The sequence below is a fragment of the Leucobacter chromiireducens genome (genome assembly GCF_003917135.1).
GTDB lineage: Bacteria > Actinomycetota > Actinomycetes > Actinomycetales > Microbacteriaceae > Leucobacter > Leucobacter chromiireducens_A.
On record NZ_RPDI01000008.1, the window covers coordinates 13,621 to 36,923 of the forward strand.

Genomic DNA, 23,303 nt, shown 5'->3' on the forward strand with positions numbered 1-23,303 from the left:
CAGCGCACCGAAGTCTTGCGGTACTACCGCGCCACGGATCCACTTTAGCAGACGAGGGCGCCGATTTCCGCGATTGAGGTCAGGGGCGCGCCACGGCGGCGTAGCGTCCGCCACTGACCGTCAGCTCGAACGCCATCCCGAACGTGGCCTGCAGCGTGTCGGCGGTCAGCGTGTCGGCGATCGGACCAGCGGCCTCGATCGCGCCGTCGCGCAGCATGAGCACGTGCGTGAACCCCGGCGGGATCTCCTCGACGTGGTGCGTCACCATCACCATTGCCGGCGAGGACGGCGACGCCGCGAAGCCGGAGAGCATCTGCAGGAGACGCTCGCGCGCGCCGAGGTCGAGGCTGGCGCTCGGCTCGTCGAGCAGCAGCATTTCCGGGTCGGTCATCACGGCGCGGGCGATCATGGTGCGCTTCCGCTCGCCGTCGCTCAACGTCGCGAAGGTGCGATCGGCGAGGTGCGCGAGATCCCACTCGGCGAGCACGCGATCGGCCTGTCGCACATCCATCTCGTCGTACTGCTCGTTCCAGCGCCCCTCGACCGAGTAGGCGGCGGTGAGCACGATGTCGCGCACGGTCTCGGTCGGCGGGATCCGGCGCGCCGTCGCGGACGACACGAAGCCGATCCGGTTGCGCAGCTCGAACACGTCCACCTTGCCGAGCCGCTCGCTGAGCACCTCGACGGTGCCGCTCGTCGGGTGATCCGCCGAGGTCGCGAGCTTCAGGAGCGTGGACTTCCCTGCGCCGTTCGGGCCGAGGATCACCCACCGCTCCGACTCGTCGACCGACCAGGAGACCCCGTCAAGGATCGGGCGGCGGTCGCGCACATAGGACACATCGGTGAGGCGCAGCACATTGACCATGCGCCCAGCCTAGCGAGTGCATCCCGGGGCGCAGCGCGCCACGCCAGAGCGCGCCGAGTGCCTAAACTGGAGCGCATGACCGTCTCCCCGCTTGTAGTGCTCGACTGTGATTCCACGACCATCCAGGATGAGGTGATCGAGCTGATCGCCGACGTCGCAGGCACGCGCGCGGAGGTCGCCGAGGTGACCGAGCGCGCCATGCGCGGGGAGCTCGACTTCTCGGCGAGCCTCGGCGAGCGGGTGGCCACGCTGGCCGGCACGCCGGAGTCCGTGTTCCAGGAGACCTACGAGCGCGTGCGCCTCACGCCGGGGATCCGCGAGCTCATCGCCGCGGTGCACGCGCGCGGCGGCAAGGTCGCGGTGGTGTCGGGTGGCTTCCACGAGGTGCTCGATCCGCTCGCGAAGGATCTGGGCCTCGACTTTTGGCGCGCGAACCGCCTGGAGCTCGCGGGCGGCGCCCTCACCGGACGCACGGTCGGCCCGATCATCGACGCCGCCGCGAAGGCCGCGGCGCTCCGCGAGTGGGCGGAGGAGGCCGGGATCCCGCTCTCCGCGACGATCGCGATCGGCGACGGGGCGAACGACCTGGAGATGATGCGTGCGGCCGCGATCGGCGTCTCCTTCAACGGGAAGCCGGTGGTGCGCGAGCAGGCCGACGTGTCGATCGAGGCGGACCTCGCGGCAGCGATCCCGCTCCTCGACCGACTCACGGCGTAGCGCGGCAGGGCCGAGCTAGAAGTTGTTGAGCTGCTCGGTGTCGGCGGGAATCACGCCGGTGTCGAGGAGGCTCGCCCCCAGCCGCCGCAGCGCCGTGAGCGCGACGTTCTGGGGCGCCGGGCCGTACGAGATCCTGGCGACCCCGAGCTCCTCGTACTCGGCGGCGGTGAGCGCTCCCGGGAGCCCGATCACGCTGACCTTGCGCTCCCCGATCCCGGCGACCAGTTCCGCCGTCTCCGCGCGGTTCAGCACGCCGGGCACGAACACGCACGCGGCCCCCTCGGCGAGGTAGGCGCGCCCGCGCTCGATCGCGTCGGCGATCGAGTCTGCGCGCGGCCGCTCCCCCGCGCGCACGAGGGCATCGGTACGCGCGTTCAGCACGAAGGAGACGTGCTCGGCGTTCCCTGCGCGCACCGCCGCGCGCATCCGGGCGACCGACGCGTCGAGCGGCAGCAGCTGATCCTCGATGTTCGCGCCGGCTGCGCCGGCCCCGATCGCTCGGCGCACGGTCTCGCCCGCGTCGCCGTAGCCGCCGTCGAGGTCTGCGCTCACGGGCAGGTCGATGGCCGCGGCGATGCGCTCGATCGCCGCGAGCATCAGCTCGAGCGGGATCTGCTCGCCGTCGCCGTAGCCATGGCTCGCCGCGATCGCGTGGCCGGCCGTGGCGATCGCTCGGGTGCCGGGGAGTTCGGCGATGGTGCGCGCGCTGACGGGGTCCCAGACATTCACGACGCGCAGAATCTCTGGCGCTGCGTAGAGCTCTGCCAGAGCCTGCGCATCGACGGCGACGCGGGTGGGGCTGCGGTGGTGTGCGTGAGTGTTCATCTCCTCAGGCTACGCCCGCCCCACCCGCGTGACCAGGGGTGTTCAGCGGATTAGTGGCCCATGCCCAGGCCGCCGTCGACGGGGATCACGGCGCCCGAGATGTAGGCGGCGTCGTCGCCAGCGAGGAACGAGGCCGCGCCGGCGATCTCGGCGACCTGCCCGAAACGCCCGGCGGGAATCGAGGCGAGGTACTGCTGCTGCTGCGCCTCGGGGAGCTCCGCCGTCATGTCCGTTTCGATGAAGCCCGGGGCGATCACGTTCGCCGTGATGCCGCGGCTGCCGAGCTCGCGGGTGAGCGAGCGCGCGAAGCCGACGAGGGCGGCCTTCGAGGACGAGTAGTTGATCTGGCCGGGGCCGCCGTACAGGCCCACCACGCTCGAGATCAGGATCACGCGGCCGAAGCGGCCCTTCAGGAGCCCCTTTGCCGCGCGCTTCACGACGCGGAACGTGCCCGTGAGGTTCGTGTCGATGACCGAGGTGAACTCCTCCTCCGTCATGCGCAGCAGCAGGGTGTCCTTCGTGATGCCGGCGTTGGCGACCACGACCTCGACGGGCCCGAGCTGCGCCTCGACCTCGGTGAACGCCGCGTCGATCGACGCCGCGTCGGTCATCTCCGCGCGGACGGTGAGCGAGCCCGCCGGGCCCTCGCCCGAGCGGGAGGTGACGGCCACCCGGTGCCCGTCAGCGATCATCCGCTCGGCGATGGCGTAGCCGATGCCGCGGTTGCCGCCGGTGATGAGTACGGTGCGCGAGGTGGTCATGGGGGTCCTTCCATCCAGACAGTTCGCCTCAAGCCTACGGGAGCCCCCATGCTCCTGGCAGGAGACGCGCTGCCAGCGCACGATGCGCCAGGGTTCAGCTGAGCAGCGTAGGCTTGACCCTCGGATCGAGAGGGAGCGCATGGCCAAGAGTGTGAGCGTCACGTCAGCTGGAGTGAACCCGGCTGACGATCGCGCCCATCGGATGCGCATGTACTTCATCGCGATGGTGCTGCGCGTCCTGTGCGTGGTGTCGCTGTTCTGGGTGCGCGGCTGGTGGATCCTGCTCGTCGCCGCCGGGGCGGTGCTCCTCCCCTGGTTCGCCGTCATGGTGGGCAACGCGGTCGCGCACGGCGACGGCGAGGCGCCGGAGGCCCCCGAGCCGCTGCAGCTCGCCTCGGCCGAGGACGATCCCGCGCAGATGTCCGAGGAGCGCGCGCCCGAGGTCATCGTGATCGATGTTGAGCCGACGCGCCGCTCGAACGGGGCTGGATCGCCAGACGGAGCTGGCGGGGCTGGATCCCCAGACGAGGCCGGCGCGCCAGACGAGGCTGGCTCGCCGAACGGAGCCGAGCGATGAGCGGCGTCGTGCACCCCCAGGTCACACTCGGGCTGCCGCCGGAGCACCGCTTCAGCTGCTCGAGCGCCGGCTGCCGCGACGAGGCCGCGTGGGCGATCCACTGGCGCAACCCGAAGATCCACTCCTCGGAGCGCAGAAAGACCTGGCTCGCGTGCGACGCGCACCGCGAGACCCTCCACGACTTCCTCGCGGCGCGCGACTTCCCGCTCGAGGTCGTCCCCGTGACTGAGCTTGACCACTGAGGACCAGATGCCGCAGCAGCCCACCGATCACTCCCCCGCCGCCCCAGCGGTCGGGTGGTCCTTCCTGCGCTCCGGGCGCTGGTTCGGCTACTTCACGATGCTCGTGATCTTCTCCATCGCCTGCGTGCTGCTCGGCAACTGGCAGTTCGAGCGCCGCGCGGAGGCGCGGGCCGAGATCGAGCGGCTCGACTCGAACTACGGCTCACCCGCCGCGCCGCTCGCGGACGAGCTGCCCGAGCGCGCAGCCTTCGACTCGGACCACCAGAAGTGGCGCACGGTGTGGGTCAGCGGCGAGTACGAGGGCGACCCGTTCCTCGCGCGCAACCGGCCGGGGCCGGGCGGCGTCGGCTCGGACCTCATCCAGGCGCTCCGCACCGACGACGGTGAGATCTTCTTCGTGGATCGCGGCTGGGTGAGCGTGGACGGCGGCTCCGCCGAGCGCGGCGACGTGCAGATCGCAGACCTCCCCGCGCCGCCAGTGGGCCCCGTGCGCGTCGAGGCGCGGCTGCGCGCGTCCGAGCCGGAGATCGCCGGGCGCACGAGCGTGGGGATCACGGTCGCGAGCATCGAGCTGCCCGAGCTCGCGCGGCTCACGGGCACCGAGGGCGAGGCATACACCGGCGCGTACGGGATGCTCGTGTCCGAGTCCCCCGCGGGCGAGCACGGCGTGCTGCCGCCCGAGCCGGAGCGCGACGAGGGCCCGCACCTGTCCTACGCGCTGCAGTGGTACGTCTTCATCATCATCGCCTGCGTTGGGGTCGCCATCGCGGCGCGCCGCGAGTACCGCAGCCTGAACGCCGACAGCGGCGTCGTGCAGGAGCAGGATCGCCGGGCCGCAGCGCGCAAGGAGCGCCGCGGCCCGAGCGACGCCGACGTCGAGGACGCGCTGCTGGGCTAGCCCCGTGCGCTACGCGAGCTCGATGAGCTCCAGGTACTCCTTGGACCAGTGATCCTCGGTCGCCTCCGGCATGATGAGCACGCGCTCGGGGTTGAGCGCTTCCACCGCCCCGGCGTCGTGCGAGACGAGCACCACCGCGCCGGTGAAGTGCGCGAGCGCGTCGAGGATCTCGGCGCGGCTCGCCGGGTCAAGGTTGTTCGTCGGCTCGTCGAGCAGCAGCACGTTCGCGCTCGACACCACGAGCATCGCGAGCGCGAGCCTCGTCTTCTCGCCGCCCGAGAGCACGCCGGCCGGCTTGTGCACGTCGTCGCCGGTGAACAGGAACGAGCCGAGCACCTTCCGCGCTTCCATCTCGGTGAGGTGCTGCGACACCGAGATCATGTTCTGCAGCACGCTGGCCTTCACGTCGAGCGTCTCGTGCTCCTGCGCGTAGTAGCCGACCTTGAGGCCGTGCCCGGCGACGAGCTGGCCGGTGTCCGGCTCGTCAACGCCGGCGAGCAGGCGCAGCAGGGTCGTCTTGCCCGCGCCGTTCAGGCCGAGCACCACCACCTTCGAGCCGCGGTCGATCGCGAGGTCAACGCCGGCGAAGATCTCGAGTGAGCCATACGACTTCGACAGCCCCTCGGCCATGAGCGGCGTCTTGCCGCACGGTGCGGGGTCCGGGAAACGCAGCTTCGCCACGCGCTCCACCTGCCGCACCTCTTCGAGGCCGGAGAGCATCTTCTCGGCGCGCGCGACCATCTGGTGCGCGGCGGCCGCCTTCGAGGCCTTCGCGCCGAACTTCGCGGCCTGGTCCTTGAGCGCTGACGCCTTCTTCTCGACGTTCGCGCGCTCCTTGCGACGGCGCTCCTCGTCGGCGGCGCGCTGGCGCTGGTACAGCTTCCAGCCCATGTTGTACACGTCGATGACCTGGCGGTTCGCGTCGAGGTAGAACACGCGGTTCACGGTCTCGCCGACGAGGTCGATGTCGTGGCTGATCACGATCACCCCGCCCTTGTAGGTCTTCAGGAACTCGCGGAGCCACACGATCGAGTCGGCGTCGAGGTGGTTCGTCGGCTCGTCGAGGATCATCGTGTCCGCGTCCGAGAACAGGATCCGCGCGAGCTCGATGCGGCGGCGCTGACCGCCCGAGAGCGTCTTCAGCGGCTGATCGAGGATGCGATCGGGCAGCCCAAGATTGTGCGAGATCGACGCCGCCTCGGACTCGGCGGCGTACCCGCCAAGTGCCTGGAAACGGTCGGTGAGGTTGCCGAAGCGCTTCATCGCCTTCTCGGCCACCGCGGGATCCTCGGACGCCATATCGGCGGAGGCCTTCGCAAGGTTCTGCTGCAGGGTGCCGAGTCCGCGCGCATCGAGAATGCGGTGGCGCGCGATCTGCTCGGGATCGCCCGTGCGCGGATCCTGCGGGAGGAAGCCGAGCTCACCCGAGATCGTGATCTTGCCCTCGGCGGGCTGCAGCTCCCCCGAGAGGGTGCGCGTGAGCGTGGTCTTGCCCGCGCCGTTGCGGCCGACGAGGCCGATCTTGTCGCCGGGATTCACCCGGAAGTTCACGCCGGACATGAGTCGGCGTGCACCAACGTCGATCGCGAGATCCTCGACGATAATCATGGGTCCTTCTTCTGTGTGTGGTGGTGGAGCTGGGCCCCGCACGCGGTTCGGCCCGGGACAGGAAACCTGCCCCGGGCCGAACATCGATGTTGCGATCCCTAGATGGAAAAGCCCAAAGCCCTCATCATATCGCGCCCATCGTCCGTGATCCGCTCTGGCGTCCACGGCGGCATCCACACCCAGTTGATGCGGAACGCCGTCACGAGCCCATCCAGCGCCTCGGCGATGTCGTTCTCGATCACGTCGGTGAGCGGGCAGCCGGCGCTCGTGAGCGTCATGCTGATCACGAGCGCGTCGTGTTCCTCGTCGAAGGCGAGATCGTAGATCAGGCCAAGGTCGACGATGTTCACGCCGAGCTCAGGGTCCGACACGTTCTTCAACGCGTCGAGCGCCTGCTCGCGAAACTCCGGGTCAATGGACTGCGGAACGACTGCTGCTTCCTCGCTCATGCGATCAGCCTACGCCCTACGCGGTCTCGAGGAAACGGTCGTAGCCCTCTTCCTCGAGACGGTTCGCGAGCTCCGGGCCGCCCTCTTCGGCCACGCGGCCATTGACGAAGACGTGCACGAAGTCGGGCTTGATGTAGCGCAGGATGCGGGTGTAGTGCGTGATGAGGAGCACGCCGAGGCCGGTGTTCTCCTTCGCGCGGTTGACCCCCTCCGACACGACCTTCAGCGCGTCGACGTCGAGGCCGGAGTCGGTCTCGTCGAGCACGGCGAACTTCGGCTTGAGGAGCTCGAGCTGGAGGATCTCGTTGCGCTTCTTCTCGCCGCCCGAGAAGCCCTCGTTGACGTTGCGCGACGCGAACGACTCATCCATGCGCAGGTTCGCCATGGCGTCCTTCACCTCGCCCATCCAGGTGCGGATTGCCGGCGCCTCACCGTCGATCGCGGTCTTCGCGGTGCGCAGGAAGTTCGCGTTCGTGACACCGGGGATCTCGACGGGGTACTGCATGGCGAGGAACAGGCCAGCCTGTGCGCGCTCGTCCGGGCCGAGCTCCGTGATGTCCTCACCGTCGAGCAGGATCTGCCCGCTCGTGATCTCGTAGCGAGGGTGGCCGGCGACGGCGTACGCGAGCGTCGACTTCCCCGAGCCGTTCGGGCCCATGATCGCGTGGGTCTCGCCCTTGCGGATCGTGAGGTCGACACCCATCAGAATGGGCTTCGGCCCCTGCTCGGTCTCAACGCTGACGTGCAGGTCCTTGATTTCAAGCACAGAAGTCATACGGCAATCTCTTTCGTAACGTGGGGGTCAATGTATACGACGCCGTCTTCGATTTCGACGACGTACACGGGAACCGGCTCATACGCCGGGAGGTTGAGCGGCTTGCCGGTGCACAGGGAGAACGCTGAGCCGTGCGCCCAGCACTCCAGCGTGTCACCCTCGACAAAGCCCTCGGAGAGGCTGATGTCACCGTGCGTGCAGACGTCGCCGATGGCGTGGACGGCGCCCTGGCCGTCGAGGACGACGGCCATCGGCACGCCATCCAGGACGACCCGGGTCGCCTGATCCTGCACAAGATCGCTCAGATCGAGCGCCTTCATTCGGGACATTACGCCAGCACGCTCTGCTGCAGCTCGGCCTCGATGGCCGCCTGCAGGCGCTCTTCGATCTGCTCGTTTCCGATGCGCTGAATCACCTCGAAGAGGAAGCCGCGCACCACGAGCTTGCGCGCCTCGTCCTCGGAGATGCCGCGGCTCTGCAGGTAGAAGATGTGCTCCTCATCGAAGCGGCCGGTCGTCGACGCGTGGCCTGCGCCCTCGATGTCGCCGGTCTCGATCTCCAGGTTCGGGATCGAGTCGGCGCGCGTGCCCTCGGTGAGGGTGAGGTTGCGGTTCTCCTCGTAGCTGTCCGTTCCGGTCGCGACGCGACGGATCAGCACATCGCCGATCCAGACCGCGTGCGCGCCCTCGCCCTGCAGCGCGCCCTTGTACGCGACGCGGCTGCGGGTGTGCGGCGCGTTGTGGTCGATGTAGACCTGGTGCTCAAGGTGCTGCCCGGCGTCGGCGAAGTATGCGCCGTACGCCTCGCCGTTCGCGCCGGGGCCGTCGAGGTGAATCGACGGGTTGACGCGCACGATCTTGCCGCCGAGCGACACCACGATGTGCTGGAGGTTGCCGTCGCGCGCGACGACCGCGTTGTGGCTCGCGAGGTGCACGGCATCCTCGTTCCACTCCTGCAGCGAGACGACGGTGAGGTTCGCGCCCTCACCGACCACGATCTCGACGGTCTCCGTGAGGTTCGCGTCGCCGGTGTTCTCGAGGATCACGAGCGCGTTCGCCTGCGCGGCCGCCTCGATGATCGTGTGCGCCGCGGTCGGAGCGTCCGTGAGCGCCGAGCGCTTCACGGTGACCGTCTGGCGCTCCTCGCTCGTGAGCAGGACGCGCTGCGCGGTGCCGGCCTGACCCCAGGCGTTCGCGGCCGCGCGGTCCTCGGGGAGGCCGCCGCGGCCGACAAGCTCGGAATCCATCGGGATCGAGGAGACCTCGACGCCCGCGGAGTCCGAGATCTCGAGCGCCGAGGCGCCGGCCGCGAGGGTGCCGTCGATGAGCGACGAGATCTCCGCGACCGGGGTGTACTTCCAGTTCACCTCGCGGCCGGTGACCGCGGCAAAGTCCGCGACGTTCGCCGACTTCAGGCGTTCCGAGCGGGTCTGCACCGGGGCGCGGTTCTCCCAATCGCCGTCGCTGTGCGCCTTCGCGCCGTGCTGTTCAGTCTGAAGCGTTGTCATCGTTAACCGACGGATCCTTCCATGCTCATCTCAATGAGCTTGTTCAGTTCGAGCGCGTACTCCATCGGCAGTTCGCGTGCGATCGGCTCGATGAAGCCGCGGACGATCATCGCCATCGACTCCTCCTCCGAGAGACCGCGGCTCATCAGGTAGAACAGCTGCTCCTCGCTCACGCGGGTCACCGTCGCCTCGTGGGCGAGCGTCGCGTCATCGGTGCGGATATCGATCGCGGGGTACGTGTCCGAGCGCGAGATCGTGTCCACGAGCAGCGCATCACAGACCACCGAGTTGGCGGCGTGATGTGCGTTCGCCTCGACGCGGACCTCACCGCGGTAGCCGCTGCGGCCGCCGCCGCGCGCGATCGACTTCGCGAGGATCGAGGACTTCGTGTGCGGTGCGAGGTGGATCATCTTCGCGCCGGTGTCCTGGTGCTGCCCGGGGCCAGCGAACGCGACGGAGAGCGTCTCGCCCTTGGCGTGCTCACCCGTGAGGTAGATCGACGGGTACTTCATCGTGACCTTCGAGCCGATGTTGCCGTCGACCCACTCCATGGTCGCGCCCGCCTCAGCGATCGCGCGCTTGGTCACGAGGTTGTACACGTTGTTCGACCAGTTCTGGATCGTCGTGTAGCGCACGCGTGCGTTCTTCTTCACGATGATCTCGACGACGGCCGAGTGCAGCGAGTCGGACTTGTAGATGGGGGCCGTGCAACCCTCGATGTAGTGCACGTAGCTGCCCTCGTCAGCGATGATGAGCGTGCGCTCGAACTGGCCCATGTTTTCCGTGTTGATGCGGAAGTATGCCTGGAGCGGAATCTCAACGTGTACGCCCTTCGGCACGTACACGAACGAGCCGCCAGACCACACGGCGGTGTTCAGCGCAGCGAACTTGTTGTCGCCGGACGGAATCACCGTGCCGAAGTACTCCTCGAAGATCTCCGGGTGCTCCTTGAGCGCGGTGTCGGTGTCGAGGAAGAGCACGCCCTGCTCCTCCAGATCCTCACGGATCTGGTGGTACACGACCTCCGACTCGTACTGCGCCGCGACGCCAGCGACGAGGCGCTGACGCTCGGCCTCGGGGATCCCGAGCCGCTCGTACGTCTCCTTGATCTCCTCGGGCAGCTCCTCCCAGGAGGTGGCCTGCTTCTCCGTGGAGCGCACAAAGTACTTAATGTTGTCGAAATCGATGTCGGTGAGGTCAGCGCCCCACGCCGGCATCGGCTTCCGGTCGAAGATCTGGAGCGCCTTCAGTCGGCGCTGCAGCATCCACTCGGGCTCGTTCTTCAGTGCCGAAATCTCTCGCACGACCTGCTCGCTCAGGCCGCGTTTCGCTTCCGCGCCGGCCTTGTCGCTGTCGTGCCAGCCGAATTCGTACTGGCCCAAGCCCTCAAGCTCGGGTCGGTCGATCAATACCTCTGGCATGATCCCTCCCTCATTATTCGTCTCGCCGGGCAACCCAGCGCGGAAACCGGAGCGTCCGGTTCGCGAGGTGCGGTGTGCACGCAACGGGTTCCCTGCAGCGGTGCAGTAGTCTGGGCTTCGGACGGAACCGATCCGGTGCCCTGCACCTGACACGGGTTCGCCGTACGCAACCACAGCTTCTCATTCTACAGGTTTTGCCCCGATTTCGGGAGGGGCGCGCGCAGCGCCTCAGCAACCACTGAGAGGCACCCGAGAGGAGTCCCGGTGTCCAGCGCCACCACGACCGAAGCGACCACTGCACGCCGGTTCTCCGGCTGGATGCCTGATGGGGTGACGTCTCGCGTCCGGGCGCTCGCCTGGTGGGTGTTCGCCACGCAGGTGCTGATCGTCGCAACGGGTGGCGCCGTGCGTCTCACGGGGTCCGGCCTCGGCTGCGACACCTGGCCGAAGTGCACGGCCGAGTCGTTCGTCAACAACCCGGCGATGGGCATCCACTCGTACATCGAGTTCGGCAACCGGACGCTCTTCTTCCTGCTCGAGGTCGTCGCGATTCTCGCGGTCATCGCCGTGTGGCGTTTCCGGAAGGAGCGGCGTGATCTCTTCTGGCTCACGGTCGTGCCGGCGCTCAGCGTCTTCATCCAGGCGATCATCGGTGGCATCACGGTCCTCTCCGGCCTGAACCCGTACGTCGTCGGCCTCCACTTCCTCTCGAGCGTGGTGCTGGTGATGCTCGCGGCGCTGCTCGTGCTGCGCGTGTACAGCGGCCCGGGGCCGCGCCGCCGAGTGGTATCCGCTCCCCTGCTCCAGACGGTGTGGCTTGCCGCGATCTTCGGCTTCATCGCGGTGGTGCTCGGCATCCTCACGACCGGATCGGGCCCGCACGCTGGCGACGGCGGGGCCGCGCGCAATGGCCTCGACTCGGAGGCCCTGCAGACCGTGCACGCGGTGGCCGCGTACGGAACGCTGCTGTTCACCGCGCTGACGGCGTTCCTCGCGCGCGGTGAGCGCGCCTACGGGGTCGCCCGCTGGGCCGGCTGGTCGATCGTCGTGATGATCGGGCAGATCATCGTCGGCGTGCTGCAGGCGCGCATGGCGCTGCCCCCGATCCTCGTCGGCATCCACATGGTGCTGGCCTGCCTGCTCGCAGCCGGCCTCTTCCTCGCTCTCGTGGAGACGCGCCAGCGCGTGCCCCGCGCGTAGGCCCCGGCTCGGCCCCGGGCCTCCCGCTCCCCCAAATTTGCCTCGACTTTGCTGCGGATTCCGCCAGGTTTCCGAAGCAAAGTCGAGGCATTTTGGCGTTCGAGCCGCCGCGTCGAGACTCCCGGGCTACCCACCCTTGGCCAGTCAGCCACACCGGCGCCAGACACGCCACCCATCGAGCCCGCCGCCACCCGTCCCCCAACTTCGTGCGAGTTTGATCCCCACTCCGCCAGGGCCAACGCCCCAACCTCACACTTAGTTTGAGTTTGGGGCGAAGCTTCCCAGGATGCGATGTGCCGGGTGCCCCGCGCAGGCCGGCCCTGACACGCCGGTCCGCCGCGACCCGCGACCTCGAGCAAGTTTGATCCGCTCTCGGCCCTGCCTCGCGCCCCTTTCTCTCACTTAGTGTGGGTTTGGGGCGCAATGGAAGGCGAGGCGGAAGCAGCCTTCCGGCAACCAACGAGCAGGCGCCGGGCCGACGGGGTCCAGTCAGCCAACCACCCAACCAGCCGACCAGCCAGCCAGTCAGTCAGCCCAACGAAGCCAGCTGACCACCGGCACTCCGTGCGGCCGCTCAGACCCCCCCCGACTTCGAGCGAATTTGATCCGCTCTGGGGCCCACTGAGCGACCCAAACCCCTACTTAGTGGGAGTTTGGGGCCGGAAGGCCGGAAGGCCGGAAGGCCGGAAGGGCCGGAGGGTGCGACGCCCGCGGGAGGTGCGAAGCGGGCGGAGTGCGCTGGACGGTGCCTGCGGCGACGCGCGCGGGACGCCCGCCGCTCAGCCTCGGCTAGAACGGGAGCAGCGGGTCGACCGCGATCGCGATCGAGAGCACCGAGAGGTACGTGATCGAGCCGTGGAACACCTGCATCGGCTTGCCCTCCTTGCCGCGGATCGCGCTGCCGTACAGGCGGTGCGACTGGAGGATGAAGTAGCCGCCGGCGAGCAGGGCAACCGCGGTGTACAGCCACCCGATGCCGGGCGCCGGGATGAGCAGCAGGCTCGAGACCACGGTGGCCCACGCGTACAGGATCACCTGCAGGCCAACCGTCGCGCGGCCACGCACCACGCCGAGCATCGGCACGCCAGCCGCAGCGTAGTCGTCGCGGTAGCGCATCGAGAGCGGCCAGTAGTGCGCCGGGGTCCACAGGAAAATGATGAGGAAGAACACCCACGCCGGCCAATCGAGCGAACCGGTGACGGCAGCCCAGCCGATGAGCACCGGGAAGCAGCCGGCGATGCCGCCCCAGATGATGTTCTGCTCGCTGTGCCGCTTCAGCAGCAGCGTGTAGATCACCACGTAGAAGAAGATCGCGGCCGCGGAGAGCGCAGCGGCGAGCCAGTTGGTGGTGGCGAGCAGCCACACGACCGAGAGCACGCCGAGCACCCACGCGAACACGAGCGCGTTGCGGTCAGAGATCTCACCCGTGACGAGCGGTCGGTTCTCCGTGCGCTTCATCTTGCGATCCATGTCGCGGTCGATGTAGCAGTTGAACGCGCCAGCGGATCCCGCGCTCATCGCCCCGCCAATGAGCGTGGCCACCACGAGCCACAGATCGGGGAGGCCGCCCTGCGCGAGGATCATCGCGGGGACGGTGACAACGAGCAGGAGCTCCATCACTCGAGGTTTGGTGAGCGCAACGTAGTTCTTGACGGTGCGGCCGAACGAGCGGCGGGACTTCGCTTCCTGCGTGGGGATCTGCGTGGACATCACATCCCCCATGGTACCCCCTTCCGGCTAGGATTGTCCGTGGACCGCCGGGCGGCGCCTCCGTATCTCTTCCCCAATGAAAGGTCAGTCTTGGGAATCGAATTGCAGTGGGATGAAATCGACGATCTCGCGGTGAATACCGCGCGCGTCCTCGCGGCCGACGCCGTCGAGAAGGTCGGGAATGGGCATCCCGGTACGGCGATCAGTCTCGCTCCGGTGTCGTACCTCCTGCACCAGAAGGTGATGCGGCACGACCCGAGCGACAGCGCGTGGATCGGCCGCGACCGCTTCATCCTCTCGGTCGGGCATTCCTCGCTGACCCAGTACGTGCAGCTCTACCTCGGGGGCTACGGCCTGGAGCTCGACGACCTGCGCGCCCTGCGCACCTGGGGTTCGAAGACGCCCGGGCACCCGGAGTACGGTCACACCGACGGCGTCGAGATCACCACGGGTCCGCTCGGCCAGGGCCTCGCCTCGGCGGTCGGCTTCGCGTACGCGGCTCGCTACGAGCGGGGACTCTTCGATCCGGAGGCCGCGCCTGGCACCAGCCCGTTCGACCACTTCATCTACGTCGTCGCGGGCGACGGCGATCTGCAGGAGGGCGTCACGAGCGAGGCCTCCTCGCTCGCCGGTCACCAGGAGCTCGGCAACCTGATCGCGATCTACGACTCGAACCAGATCTCCATCGAGGACGACACGGACATCTCGTTCTCCGAGGATGTCGCGAAGCGCTACGAGTCCTACGGCTGGCAGGTCATCGAGGTCGACTGGAAGAAGACCGGCGCGTACGTCGAGGACCTCGTCGAGCTCAACCGCGCGATCGAGGACGCGAAGGCCGAGACCACGAAGCCGAGCCTCATCATCCTGAAGACCATCATCGGCTGGCCGTCGCCTGGCAAGCAGAACACCGGCGGCATCCACGGCGCGAAGCTCGGCGCGGACGAGCTGGCCGGCCTCAAGGAAGCGGTCGGCTTCGATCCGGCCGAGCACTTCGCGGTGGCCCCCGAGGTGATCGCGCACACCCGCCAGGCCGTCGATCGCGGCGCGGCGAACCGCGCCGAATGGCAGCGCGGCTTCGACGCGTGGGCCGCGGCGAACCCCGAGCGGAAGGCGCTGTTCGATCGCGTCGAGGCCCAGGAGCTCCCTGCTGGAGCGCTCGAGGCGCTCCCGACCTTCGAGCCCGGCGCGAGCGTCGCGACCCGCTCGGCGAGCGGCAAGGTCCTCGCGGCCCTCGGCCCGATCATGCCGGAGCTGTGGGGCGGCTCGGCCGACCTCGCCGGCTCGAACAACACGACGATCCCCGGCGTGCCCTCCTTCGTGCCCGCGAGCCACTCGACGAGCACCTGGTCGGGCGATCCTTACGGCCGCGTGCTGCACTTCGGCATCCGCGAGCACGCCATGGGCGCGATCCTGAACGGCATCCAGCTGCACGGCAAGACCCGCAGCTACGGCGGCACCTTCCTGATCTTCAGCGACTACATGCGGCCGGCCGTCCGCCTCGCGGCCCTCATGAACGTGCCGAGCGTGTTCGTGTGGACGCACGACTCCATCGCCCTCGGCGAGGACGGGCCAACCCACCAGCCGATCGAGCAGCTCGCCACGCTCCGCGCGATCCCGAACCTCGCGGTGGTGCGTCCGGCCGACGCGAACGAGGTGTCGATCGCGTGGCACGAGATCCTCACCCGCCACGCGGGCCCCGCCGGGCTCGCACTAACGCGACAGAACGTTCCCGTGCTGCCGCGCGGCGGCGAGTTCGCCACGGCCGAGGAGGCCGCGGAGGGCGTGCGACGCGGGGCATACGTCCTCGCCGACTCCCCCACCGACTCGCTCGACGTGCTCCTCATCGCCACGGGTTCCGAGGTGCAGCTCGCGGTCGCGGCGCGAGAGCAGCTCGCGGCCGAGGGGATCGGCGCGCGCGTCGTGTCGGCTCCGTGCCTCGAGTGGTTCGCGGAGCAGACGCCCGAGTACCGCGAGAGCGTCCTCCCCGCCGCGGTGACCGCGCGTGTTAGTGTCGAGGCTGGTCTCAGCCTCGGCTGGGAGCGCTTCGTCGGCGACCGCGGTCGCTCGGTGTCGATCGAGCACTTCGGCGCCTCCGCCGATTTCGAGACCCTCTTCCGCGAGTTTGGCATCACGAGCGACGCGGTGATCGCCGCGGCGCACGCGTCGCTCGCGGCCTAGCGCTCCGCGCCGCGCGTACGGCGCAGGACACCCCGCGCCGAACCCGCGTCACGCGCACCGCGCACCCCGGCGGGGCGCCAAGGCCCACGAGGCCCGGCGCCCCGCCACCCACGAACTGCAAGGAGCACCACCCATGACGATCTCCCCCACCGCAGCCCTCAGCCAGGCTGGCGTGAGCATCTGGCTCGACGACCTGTCGCGCAGCCGGATCGACAGCGGGGAGCTCAACGCGCTGCGCACGAGCCACAACGTCGTTGGAGTGACCACCAACCCGACGATCTTCGCGTCGGCGCTCGCGGGCGGGGTCGGATACGGTGCGCGCCTCGCCGACTGCGCCGCGCGCGGCATGAGCGTGGCCGAGACCATCGTCGAACTCACCACGAGCGACGTCGCCGACGCGTGCGAGCTGTTCGCAGACACCTACGCAGCGAGCGGCGGCCGCGATGGGCGCGTCTCCATCGAGGTCGAACCCGGTCTCGCCCGCGACACCGAGGGGACGATCGCGCAGGGCCGCGAGCTCTGGGCGCGCGTCGACCGCCCGAACGCGATGATCAAGGTGCCAGCGACGGTCGAGGGACTCCCCGCGATCACCGCCCTCATCGCCGAGGGGATCAGCGTCAACGTCACCCTCATCTTCAGCCTGCAGCGCTACCGCCAGGTGATCAACGCGTACCTCGCCGGGCTCGAGCTCGCCCGCGCGGCCGGGCGCTCGCTCGGCGATATCCACTCGGTCGCCTCCTTCTTCGTCTCGCGCGTCGACACCGAGGTTGACGCACGGCTGACCGCGCTCGGCACGCCAGAGGCCGCCGCGCTCACCGGCCAGGCCGGGATCGCGAATGCGCGTCTCGCGTACGAGATCTACGCGGAGATGTTCGAGAGTGAGCGTGCGCGCATGCTCCTCGGCCTCGGCGCGAACCCGCAGCGCCCGCTGTGGGCGTCCACGGGCGTCAAGAACCCGGATCTGCCCGACACCCTGTACGTCACCGAGCTCGTCGCCGCGGACACGGTGAACACGATGCCGGACGCGACGCTGCGGGCCTTCGCCGATCACGGGGAGGTGCGCGGCGACACGATCACGTCCGAGTACCTCGAGTCGAACCAGCTCCTCAACGCCATCGACGGGCTCGGCGTCGACTACGTCGCGGTGACCGAGCAGTTGGAGCGCGAGGGCCTCGCGAAGTTCGACGCCTCCTGGTCGGAGCTCTGCGCGACCGTTGCCCGTGCGCTCGAGGAGGCCGCGGCCTAATGGGTTCCGCTGCCCCGCTCACGGTGACCGTCTCGGCCCCTGCCGCGACGTATGCCGACACGCTCGCGGCGCTCATCGCTGAACGGGCCGCGAGCCGCCTGTTTGCGCGGGACACGACGCTGTGGCCCGTCACCTCCTCCGCCGCGTATCGCCTCGGCTGGACCGACTTCGAGCGCAACGCGCTCACCGCCATCTCGGCCGCCGAGCAGATCCGCGCCGAGCTCGACGCGCAGGGGATCGACCGCGTGGTGCTCTGCGGCATGGGGGGCTCGAGCCTCGCCCCGGAGGTGATCGCGCGGTGGGCCAGCACGCCACTCACCGTGGTCGACTCGACGCACCCGGAGTTCGTCGCGGCCGCGCTCGGCGCGGATCTGTCCCGCACCCTCGTGGTGATCAGCTCCAAGTCGGGCAGCACCATCGAGACGCAGAGCCATCGGGCCGCGTTCACCGCAGCGTTCACCGCGGCCGGGCTTGATCCCGCGCAGCGAATCATCGTCGTCACGGATCCCGGGTCCCCGATCGCGGCCGCGGCTCGCGCCGCGGGGCAGCGGGTGTGCTTCGCCGATCCCGATGTGGGTGGCCGTTTCTCCGCGCTCACCGCGTTCGGGCTCGTGCCCACCGCGCTCGCCGGCATCGACGTGCGTGCGCTCCTCGCGGAGGCGTGCGAGCTCCGCCCGCTGCTCGTCGAGGACTCTCCCGAGAATCCGGCGCTCCAGCTCGCCGCCGCGATCTTCGCCGGCCTGCCCGAGCAGTACGTGCTCGGGATCATTGAGCAGGCGGACCTCTCGTGGGGCCTCGGCACCTGGATCGAGCAGCTCGTCGCCGAGTCGACGGGGAAGTCGGGTGCCGGGGTGCTCCCGATCGCACTGCACCCCGGTGCGCCCGAGGCGAGCGCGCCCCCGGCGAACCTCGAGCGGGTGCGAGTCGCCACCGCGCCAATCGCGCACGAAGCGCGCGAGGAGGCAGGCGAACTCGAGGTCGTCGGCGGGCTCGGCGCGCAGCTACTGCTCTGGGAGACCGCGACGGCGCTGCTCGGCCATCTGATGGAGATCGACCCGTTCAACCAGCCGGACGTCGAATCGGCGAAGGTTGCCGCGCGCGCCGTGCTGACCGCGGACGCCGCGCCGGGATCTGCTGCCGCCGCAACGCGGATCGTCGATCTGCCAGCTCGTCTGCTCGCGAGCCCGGTCACGCCGTCCCCCGCCGACTGCGCGGAACTCCTCGCCGCGATTCGCTCCTCGATCCCGCGGAACGGCTATCTCGCCATTCAGGCGTATCTGGATCCGACGGCGCCGTACGCTGAGGCCCTCGAACGGCTGCGCGACGCGCTCGCGCAGGAGCTCGAGGTGCCCGTCGCGCTCGGCTGGGGGCCGCGGTACCTCCACTCGGTCGGCCAGCTCCACAAGGGTGGCCCTGCGCTCGGCGCGTTCCTGCAGCTGAGCGGCGGCGGGTCCGAGGAGGTACCGATCCCCGGCTCGGACTCCGGCTTCGCGACGCTGATCGCCGCGCAGGCACGCGGGGACCGCGAGGTGCTCGCCTCGCGCGGGCGCCCGGTCTTCGCGCTCGTCACGCCCGCGCCGGACGCGCTCATCGCGCAGCTGCTCAGGGCCCTCGCCTAGCGCGCACGACGCGCGGCTCAGCCGTCAGCGACGCCCAGAAACGACGACGCGGCCCCCGCGATCCAGGAAGGATCGTGGGGGCCGCGTCGTGTGCGTGCGGCGCGTGCCGCGAGGCTCTGCCGTCGAGCAGCTATGCCGTCGCGCAGCTATGCCGTCGCGCGCGCGGTGCCGCGGCGCTGGCGCAGCTTCTGGAGCGCGGCCTCGAGGAGCTCCTCGGCTTCCTCGGGGGTGCGGCGCTCCTTCACGTACGCGAGGTGCGTCTTGTACGGCTCGTTCTTGAGCAGCTGCGGCGGGTTCGCCTTGTCGCGACCTGCGGGCAGCCCGGAGGTCGGCGAGTCGATCTGCTCGGGGATCTCGTCGTCGGAGACGTCTGCCGCGAAATAGCGGACCGTCTCGTTGCCTAGAGCGTCCCAGTACGAAACCTGAGTGCGTTCAGCGCGCGCGCCGTGGTCCTTCTCCCCCATGGGGCCGGAACCGACGCGGGCGCCGCGGATGGCGTTACTGCCTGCCACGGAATCCCTTTCTGAGTGGTGTGCTGATCTGGTGCTTAGACGACGGAGAACCGGGCGATCAGCCCGAGCCCGACGATCGAAGCGACCCAGATGATCGACACAACCACGGTAATACGATTGAGGTTGCGCTCCGCGACCCCTGACGAGCCCAGGCTTGAGGTCACCCCGCCGCCGAACATATCGGACAGCCCGCCACCGCGTCCCTTGTGCAGGAGGATGAACAGGGTGAGCAGGAGACTCGTGAGCACGAGAATCACGATCAGTGCGATCTTGAGGATGAGCACGCAGAGCACCTTTCGGAGTTGAGGGCGTGAAGCGCCAGCTGCCAGTATACCGGCGGCAGCGCGGAACGGTGCCGCGACAGGCTAGGCGGCGGTGACGTGCTTCTTGAACTGCACGATCCGGCTGAACTCGTCGGACTTCAGGCTCGCGCCGCCGACGAGTGCGCCGTCCACGTTCGGCTGCTTCAGGAAGCCGGCGATGTTCTGGCTGGTGACCGAACCGCCGTACAGGATGCGGGTCGCCGACGCCTCGGCGTCGTCGCGCAGTTCGCGGAGCGCTTCGCGCAGGGCACGAGCGACCTCCTCGGCCTGCTCGGCGGTTGCGGCCTGGCCGCTGCCGATCGCCCACACCGGCTCGTACGCGATCACGTACTCGGCGCCCTGCGGCAGCGGCGCGAGCGCGGCGGCAAGCTGCGCGAGCGGCACCGCAGCAGCACCGTGCTGCTCAAGGTCCTCCGCGGTCTCGCCGACGCAGATCATGGGGATCAGGCCCGCGCGATGCGCGGCGAGCGCCTTGGCCCCGACCAGCTCGTCGGACTCGGCGTGACCCTGCCGGCGCTCGGAGTGACCGACCAGGGCGTAGCGGACGTCCAGCTTCGCGAGCATCGCCGCCGAGATGTCCCCCGTGTACGCGCCGGCCTCGTGCGGCGACAGGTCCTGCGCGCCGAGGGCGAGCGGGAGCTTGTCCGCGGTGAGGAGCGTCTGCACCGAGCGGAGGTCCGTGAACGGTGGGAACACCGCAACCTCGCCGTCGGCGTAGTCGTGGCGAGCATCCTTAAGCGACCAGGCGAGCTTCTGCACGAGCGCGATCGCCTGCAGGTGATCGAGATTCATCTTCCAGTTGCCCGCGATGAGCGGGGTCCTGGCGACGAACGGCAGCGGCTCGCGAGCCGGGGCGGACGTTGTTGCGTCGCTCATGCGAGGACCTCCAGACCGGGGAGCTGCTTGCCCTCAAGGAACTCCAGGCTTGCGCCGCCGCCGGTCGAGATGTGGCCGAACTGGTCGTCGGCAAAGCCGAGGGCGCGCACCGCGGCGGCGGAGTCGCCCCCGCCGACCACGGTGAAGCCCGCGGTCTTCGTGAGCGCGTCGGCGACCGTGCGGGTGCCGTTCGCGAACGCCGGCATCTCGAACACGCCCATCGGGCCGTTCCAGAACACCGTCTGCGACTCGGCGATGACCGTGGCGAACGCGAGCGCCGACTCCGGGCCGATGTCGAGGCCGATGCCCGCGGCACCGAAGGCCGAGGACTCGATCGCGTCTGCCGAGACGACCTCGGTCGCGGCGTCTGCGGCGAACGCGTCCGCAACCACGACGTCGCTCGGCAGCACGATCTGCACGCCGCGCTCGGCGGCCGTCTGCAGGTACCCGCGCACGGTGTCGAGCTGTTCGGCTTCCAGCAGGCTCGCGCCAACGCGGTGCCCCTGGGCAGCGAGGAACGTGAAAAGCATGCCGCCGCCGATGAGCAGCGTGTCGACGCGCTCAAGCAGGTGGGAGATCACGCCCAGCTTGTCCGACACCTTCGAGCCGCCGAGCACCACCGTGTATGGGCGCTCAGCGGACTCGGTGAGGCGCTGCAGCACTTCGAGCTCGGCCGCGACGAGGCGGCCGGCAGCGCTCGGCAGCAGCTGGGCGAGGTCGTAGACGCTCGCCTGGCGGCGGTGCACCACCCCGAAGCCGTCGGAGACGAACGCGTCCCCGAGGGCGGCCAGCTGCTGCGCGAACGCGCCGCGCTCCGCGTCGTCCTTGCTCGTCTCCCCAGCGTTGAAGCGGAGGTTCTCGAGCAACACCACGTCACCCGGGGTGAGGGCCGCGACCGCAGCGGTCGCCGCCTCCCCGACCGTCTCCGACACGAACTGCACCGGCGCACCGAGGAGCTCCGCCATCCGCGCCGCGACGGGGCGCAGCGAGAAGCGCTGCTCAGGCTCGCCCTTGGGGCGACCGAGGTGGCTGATGAGAACGATCTTCGCTCCAGCATCGCGCAGCTCGGTGATCGTGGCGAGCGAGGCGCGGATGCGCCCGTCGTCCGTGATCACGCCGTCGGCGAGTGGAACGTTCAGGTCACAGCGGACGATCACCGTCTTCGCGGCGAGCGACCCCAGGGATTCGATGGTGCGCATGGGTGCGGCGGGCTCCTCGGGTAGCAGTTAGATCAAGCCGGGCGTCTGCGTGCGCGCAGCATCGAAGCGCTTGGCGACGTCCTGCCAGTTCGCGATGTTCCAGAACGCCTTCACGTAGTCAGCGCGCACGTTCAGGTAGTCGAGGTAGTAGGCGTGCTCCCAGACGTCGAGCATGAGCAGCGGCACGGTGCCGGCAGGGAGGTTGCCCTGCTGGTCGAAGAGCTGCACGATGTTCGGGCGCTGGCCCAGCGCGTCCCACGCGAGCACGGCCCAGCCGGAGCCCTGCACGCCGAGCGCGGTCGCGGTGAAGTGTGCCTGGAACTTCTCGAAGTCGCCGAAGAACTCATCGATCGCCGCGGCGAGCTCGCCCTCGGGGCGTTCGCCACCCTCGGGCGAGAGGTTGTTCCAGAAGATGGTGTGGTTGACGTGTCCGCCAACGTTGAAGGCAAGATCCTTCTCGAGCTTGTTCACGGCAGCGAGGTTGCCGGAATCGCGCGCCTCAGCGAGCTGGTCGAGCGCGGTATTCGCGCCCGTCACATACGCCTGGTGGTGCTTGTCGTGGTGCAGCTGCATGATCTTGCCGCTGATGTGCGGCTCGAGGGCAGCGTAATCGTACGGAAGTTCAGGAAGTGAATAGGCAGCCATCAGGCGCTCCAATCTCTGCGACGGGCAGTGGTCGGGTTCAGTCTATCGACGACACCCGCCGCAAGGGCGGGAATCTCAGGCAAAACGGAGAAGCGTGGGGCCGCGATGGACCCCACACTTCGCTCACATCCGGTCGAGTTCCTCGGGGAGGCTCGCCTCAGTGCCGGGAATGCCGCGCGCCGCGGCCTCCTTGTCTGCCATCGCGAGCAGGCGGCGAATGCGGCCGGCGATCGCGTCCTTCGTGAGCACCGGCTCGGCGCGCGCGCCGAGGTCGTCGAGGCTCGCCTCGCGGTGCTGCAGACGGAGCTCGCCGGCGTACTTCAGGTGCTCGGGGATCTCGTCGCCCAGGATCTCCAGCGCGCGCTCGACGCGCGCGCACGCCGCGACCGAGGCCTGCGCCGAGCGGCGCAGGTTCGCGTCGTCGAAGTTCACGAGGCGGTTCGCGGTCGCGCGGGTCTCGCGCGCACGGCGCAGCTCGTCCCAGCTCGTGCGCGCCTGCTCCGCGCCCATCGCGCCGAGCATCGCGCCGATCGCCTCGGCGTCGCGGATGAGCACCTTGTTCTGGCCGCGGATCTCGCGGCTCTTCGCGTCGATGCCGAGTCGGCTCGCCGCGCCGACGAGAGCCATGGCCACCTCGTTGCTCGGGCAAACGACCTCGAGGCTCGCAGACCGGCCGGGAGCGGTGAGCCCGCCACGCGCCATGAACGCACCGCGCCACACCGCGGCGAGCTCCGGCTGCGCGCCGGTGGTCAGACGGTTCGGCAGGCCGCGAATCTGGCGGCGACGGGGATCCAGCAGGCCGAGCTGGCGGGCGAGCGTCTCGCCGTCCAGCACCCGGACGAGGAACTGGGGCGCACCCGGGCGGGTGCTCGACGGTGGCAGCTGCTTGGCCTCGGAGCGCACGCCGTACAGCTCGGCGAGGTCCTTGCGGACCCGCTGCACGATCTGCGGCGTGTGGAGCTCCGCTTCGAGCGCGATGCGCCCGGAAATGGTGTGGAGTCCGCCAGCAAGGCGGAGGATCGTTGCGACCTCGGCGACACGCTCTCCAGTGCGCTGGACGGGGAAACGTACCAGCTCACTCTTCACCTCAAGGGTCGACAGCACGAATGAGTCCTCTCAAAAATCAGGAATGGGAAGGCGGGGCGCCTGC

The 23,303-nt window shown here is 69.4% G+C and carries 24 protein-coding genes; 8 read left to right on the forward strand and 16 right to left on the reverse strand.

Features of this window, described 5'->3' with window-relative positions:
- Positions 1-79: 79 nt before the first annotated feature.
- Complete coding sequence (locus tag EGM46_RS05545) at positions 80-865, reverse strand: ABC transporter ATP-binding protein (RefSeq protein WP_125099175.1); 786 nt, start codon at positions 863-865, stop codon at positions 80-82.
- Between the two features lie 75 nt (positions 866-940).
- Between EGM46_RS05545 and serB the strand changes: the two genes are divergently transcribed.
- Positions 941-1,582 carry a phosphoserine phosphatase SerB gene (serB, locus tag EGM46_RS05550; protein ID WP_125099176.1) on the forward strand — a complete coding sequence of 214 codons (642 nt, stop codon included), beginning with the start codon at positions 941-943 and terminating at the stop codon, positions 1,580-1,582.
- A 15-nt stretch (positions 1,583-1,597) separates the two neighbouring features.
- On the opposite strand, the gene EGM46_RS05555 is transcribed toward serB, so the two are convergent.
- Both EGM46_RS05555 and fabG read right to left on the reverse strand, forming a co-directional pair.
- Positions 1,598-2,407 (reverse strand): isocitrate lyase/PEP mutase family protein, encoded by an 810-nt coding sequence (locus tag EGM46_RS05555; RefSeq protein WP_125099177.1) that lies wholly within the window; start codon positions 2,405-2,407, stop codon positions 1,598-1,600.
- 50 nt (positions 2,408-2,457) lie between these two features.
- On the reverse strand, positions 2,458-3,168 hold the full coding sequence (fabG, locus tag EGM46_RS05560) for a 3-oxoacyl-ACP reductase FabG (RefSeq protein ID WP_025134860.1): 711 nt from the start codon (positions 3,166-3,168) through the stop codon (positions 2,458-2,460).
- Positions 3,169-3,307: 139 nt separating this feature from the next.
- Here fabG and EGM46_RS05565 point away from each other — a divergent pair, with 139 nt between their 5' ends.
- Genes EGM46_RS05565 through EGM46_RS05575 form a run of 3 tightly spaced genes read left to right on the forward strand, consistent with a single transcriptional unit; the run spans position 3,308 to position 4,885 of the window.
- On the forward strand, positions 3,308-3,745 hold the full coding sequence (locus EGM46_RS05565; RefSeq protein ID WP_125099178.1) for a DUF3099 domain-containing protein: 438 nt from the start codon (positions 3,308-3,310) through the stop codon (positions 3,743-3,745).
- Positions 3,742-3,987 (forward strand): hypothetical protein, encoded by a 246-nt coding sequence (locus EGM46_RS05570; RefSeq protein WP_125099179.1) that lies wholly within the window; start codon positions 3,742-3,744, stop codon positions 3,985-3,987. The genes EGM46_RS05565 and EGM46_RS05570 overlap by 4 nt, the downstream gene beginning before the upstream one ends.
- Positions 3,977-4,885 (forward strand): SURF1 family cytochrome oxidase biogenesis protein, encoded by a 909-nt coding sequence (locus EGM46_RS05575; protein ID WP_241156205.1) that lies wholly within the window; start codon positions 3,977-3,979, stop codon positions 4,883-4,885. The genes EGM46_RS05570 and EGM46_RS05575 overlap by 11 nt, the downstream gene beginning before the upstream one ends.
- Before the next feature lie 9 nt (positions 4,886-4,894).
- Here EGM46_RS05575 and EGM46_RS05580 read toward each other — a convergent pair whose 3' ends face one another.
- The 6 genes from EGM46_RS05580 to sufB form a co-directional block, all read right to left on the reverse strand.
- Positions 4,895-6,493 (reverse strand): ABC-F family ATP-binding cassette domain-containing protein, encoded by a 1,599-nt coding sequence (locus EGM46_RS05580; RefSeq protein WP_125099180.1) that lies wholly within the window; start codon positions 6,491-6,493, stop codon positions 4,895-4,897.
- Positions 6,494-6,591: 98 nt separating this feature from the next.
- A complete protein-coding gene (locus tag EGM46_RS05585) occupies positions 6,592-6,942 on the reverse strand; it encodes a metal-sulfur cluster assembly factor (protein ID WP_025132587.1) in 351 nt (116 codons plus the stop codon).
- 16 nt (positions 6,943-6,958) lie between these two features.
- Entirely contained in the window at positions 6,959-7,717 is a 759-nt protein-coding gene (gene sufC, locus EGM46_RS05590) for a Fe-S cluster assembly ATPase SufC (RefSeq protein WP_125099181.1), read from the reverse strand.
- Positions 7,714-8,046, reverse strand: a complete 333-nt coding sequence (locus EGM46_RS05595) for a non-heme iron oxygenase ferredoxin subunit (protein WP_125099182.1) — start codon at positions 8,044-8,046, stop codon at positions 7,714-7,716. The genes sufC and EGM46_RS05595 overlap by 4 nt, the downstream gene beginning before the upstream one ends.
- On the reverse strand, positions 8,046-9,224 hold the full coding sequence (gene sufD, locus EGM46_RS05600) for a Fe-S cluster assembly protein SufD (protein ID WP_125099183.1): 1,179 nt from the start codon (positions 9,222-9,224) through the stop codon (positions 8,046-8,048). Before sufD ends, EGM46_RS05595 begins: the two co-directional genes overlap by 1 nt.
- 2 nt (positions 9,225-9,226) lie before the next feature.
- The gene (gene sufB / locus EGM46_RS05605; RefSeq protein ID WP_125099184.1) at positions 9,227-10,645 is read right to left on the reverse strand and encodes a Fe-S cluster assembly protein SufB; all 1,419 of its coding nucleotides are present in this window, start codon (positions 10,643-10,645) and stop codon (positions 9,227-9,229) included.
- A 264-nt stretch (positions 10,646-10,909) separates the two neighbouring features.
- Here sufB and EGM46_RS05610 point away from each other — a divergent pair, with 264 nt between their 5' ends.
- A complete protein-coding gene (locus EGM46_RS05610; protein ID WP_125099185.1) occupies positions 10,910-11,845 on the forward strand; it encodes a COX15/CtaA family protein in 936 nt (311 codons plus the stop codon).
- 789 nt (positions 11,846-12,634) lie between these two features.
- Here the strand turns inward: EGM46_RS05610 and EGM46_RS05615 are convergent.
- Positions 12,635-13,555 carry a heme o synthase gene (locus tag EGM46_RS05615; RefSeq protein WP_125099186.1) on the reverse strand — a complete coding sequence of 307 codons (921 nt, stop codon included), beginning with the start codon at positions 13,553-13,555 and terminating at the stop codon, positions 12,635-12,637.
- Between the two features lie 90 nt (positions 13,556-13,645).
- Between EGM46_RS05615 and tkt the strand changes: the two genes are divergently transcribed.
- From tkt to EGM46_RS05630, 3 genes are all read left to right on the forward strand, one after another.
- Positions 13,646-15,733, forward strand: a complete 2,088-nt coding sequence (tkt, locus tag EGM46_RS05620) for a transketolase (protein ID WP_125099187.1) — start codon at positions 13,646-13,648, stop codon at positions 15,731-15,733.
- 133 nt (positions 15,734-15,866) lie between these two features.
- Positions 15,867-16,979 carry a transaldolase gene (gene tal / locus EGM46_RS05625; protein WP_125099188.1) on the forward strand — a complete coding sequence of 371 codons (1,113 nt, stop codon included), beginning with the start codon at positions 15,867-15,869 and terminating at the stop codon, positions 16,977-16,979.
- Positions 16,979-18,598: a glucose-6-phosphate isomerase gene (locus EGM46_RS05630; protein ID WP_125099189.1), complete on the forward strand. Its 1,620-nt coding sequence runs from the start codon at positions 16,979-16,981 to the stop codon at positions 18,596-18,598. The genes tal and EGM46_RS05630 overlap by 1 nt, the downstream gene beginning before the upstream one ends.
- Before the next feature lie 146 nt (positions 18,599-18,744).
- On the opposite strand, the gene EGM46_RS05635 is transcribed toward EGM46_RS05630, so the two are convergent.
- The 6 genes from EGM46_RS05635 to whiA all read right to left on the reverse strand — a co-directional run bounded on the left by EGM46_RS05635 (position 18,745) and on the right by whiA (position 23,257).
- The gene (locus EGM46_RS05635) at positions 18,745-19,110 is read right to left on the reverse strand and encodes an RNA polymerase-binding protein RbpA (RefSeq protein WP_125099190.1); all 366 of its coding nucleotides are present in this window, start codon (positions 19,108-19,110) and stop codon (positions 18,745-18,747) included.
- Positions 19,111-19,145: 35 nt separating this feature from the next.
- Positions 19,146-19,394 carry a preprotein translocase subunit SecG gene (gene secG, locus EGM46_RS05640; protein WP_125099191.1) on the reverse strand — a complete coding sequence of 83 codons (249 nt, stop codon included), beginning with the start codon at positions 19,392-19,394 and terminating at the stop codon, positions 19,146-19,148.
- Between the two features lie 81 nt (positions 19,395-19,475).
- Entirely contained in the window at positions 19,476-20,309 is an 834-nt protein-coding gene (gene tpiA, locus EGM46_RS05645; protein WP_125099192.1) for a triose-phosphate isomerase, read from the reverse strand.
- The gene (locus tag EGM46_RS05650) at positions 20,306-21,508 is read right to left on the reverse strand and encodes a phosphoglycerate kinase (RefSeq protein WP_125099193.1); all 1,203 of its coding nucleotides are present in this window, start codon (positions 21,506-21,508) and stop codon (positions 20,306-20,308) included. Before EGM46_RS05650 ends, tpiA begins: the two co-directional genes overlap by 4 nt.
- Before the next feature lie 27 nt (positions 21,509-21,535).
- Positions 21,536-22,153 carry a superoxide dismutase gene (locus EGM46_RS05655; protein WP_125099194.1) on the reverse strand — a complete coding sequence of 206 codons (618 nt, stop codon included), beginning with the start codon at positions 22,151-22,153 and terminating at the stop codon, positions 21,536-21,538.
- Positions 22,154-22,276: 123 nt separating this feature from the next.
- Complete coding sequence (whiA, locus tag EGM46_RS05660; RefSeq protein WP_125099195.1) at positions 22,277-23,257, reverse strand: DNA-binding protein WhiA; 981 nt, start codon at positions 23,255-23,257, stop codon at positions 22,277-22,279.
- Positions 23,258-23,303 lie beyond the last annotated feature (46 nt).

What these genes read in the sequence shown, in the direction of transcription:
- sufB (WP_125099184.1), bottom strand. Translation starts at nt 10,645, where the DNA reads ATGCCAGAGGTATTGATCGACCGACCCGAGCTTGAGGGCTTGGGCCAG.
- tpiA (WP_125099192.1), bottom strand. Translation starts at nt 20,309, where the DNA reads ATGAGCGACGCAACAACGTCCGCCCCGGCTCGCGAGCCGCTGCCGTTC.
- EGM46_RS05595 (WP_125099182.1), bottom strand. Translation starts at nt 8,046, where the DNA reads ATGTCCCGAATGAAGGCGCTCGATCTGAGCGATCTTGTGCAGGATCAG.
- EGM46_RS05615 (WP_125099186.1), bottom strand. Translation starts at nt 13,555, where the DNA reads ATGTCCACGCAGATCCCCACGCAGGAAGCGAAGTCCCGCCGCTCGTTC.
- EGM46_RS05650 (WP_125099193.1), bottom strand. Translation starts at nt 21,508, where the DNA reads ATGCGCACCATCGAATCCCTGGGGTCGCTCGCCGCGAAGACGGTGATC.
- EGM46_RS05655 (WP_125099194.1), bottom strand. Translation starts at nt 22,153, where the DNA reads ATGGCTGCCTATTCACTTCCTGAACTTCCGTACGATTACGCTGCCCTC.
- EGM46_RS05545 (WP_125099175.1), bottom strand. Translation starts at nt 865, where the DNA reads ATGGTCAATGTGCTGCGCCTCACCGATGTGTCCTATGTGCGCGACCGC.
- EGM46_RS05565 (WP_125099178.1), top strand. Translation starts at nt 3,308, where the DNA reads ATGGCCAAGAGTGTGAGCGTCACGTCAGCTGGAGTGAACCCGGCTGAC.
- sufC (WP_125099181.1), bottom strand. Translation starts at nt 7,717, where the DNA reads ATGACTTCTGTGCTTGAAATCAAGGACCTGCACGTCAGCGTTGAGACC.
- EGM46_RS05555 (WP_125099177.1), bottom strand. Translation starts at nt 2,407, where the DNA reads ATGAACACTCACGCACACCACCGCAGCCCCACCCGCGTCGCCGTCGAT.
- EGM46_RS05585 (WP_025132587.1), bottom strand. Translation starts at nt 6,942, where the DNA reads ATGAGCGAGGAAGCAGCAGTCGTTCCGCAGTCCATTGACCCGGAGTTT.
- serB (WP_125099176.1), top strand. Translation starts at nt 941, where the DNA reads ATGACCGTCTCCCCGCTTGTAGTGCTCGACTGTGATTCCACGACCATC.
- tal (WP_125099188.1), top strand. Translation starts at nt 15,867, where the DNA reads ATGACGATCTCCCCCACCGCAGCCCTCAGCCAGGCTGGCGTGAGCATC.
- EGM46_RS05570 (WP_125099179.1), top strand. Translation starts at nt 3,742, where the DNA reads ATGAGCGGCGTCGTGCACCCCCAGGTCACACTCGGGCTGCCGCCGGAG.
- EGM46_RS05630 (WP_125099189.1), top strand. Translation starts at nt 16,979, where the DNA reads ATGGGTTCCGCTGCCCCGCTCACGGTGACCGTCTCGGCCCCTGCCGCG.
- sufD (WP_125099183.1), bottom strand. Translation starts at nt 9,224, where the DNA reads ATGACAACGCTTCAGACTGAACAGCACGGCGCGAAGGCGCACAGCGAC.
- EGM46_RS05580 (WP_125099180.1), bottom strand. Translation starts at nt 6,493, where the DNA reads ATGATTATCGTCGAGGATCTCGCGATCGACGTTGGTGCACGCCGACTC.
- fabG (WP_025134860.1), bottom strand. Translation starts at nt 3,168, where the DNA reads ATGACCACCTCGCGCACCGTACTCATCACCGGCGGCAACCGCGGCATC.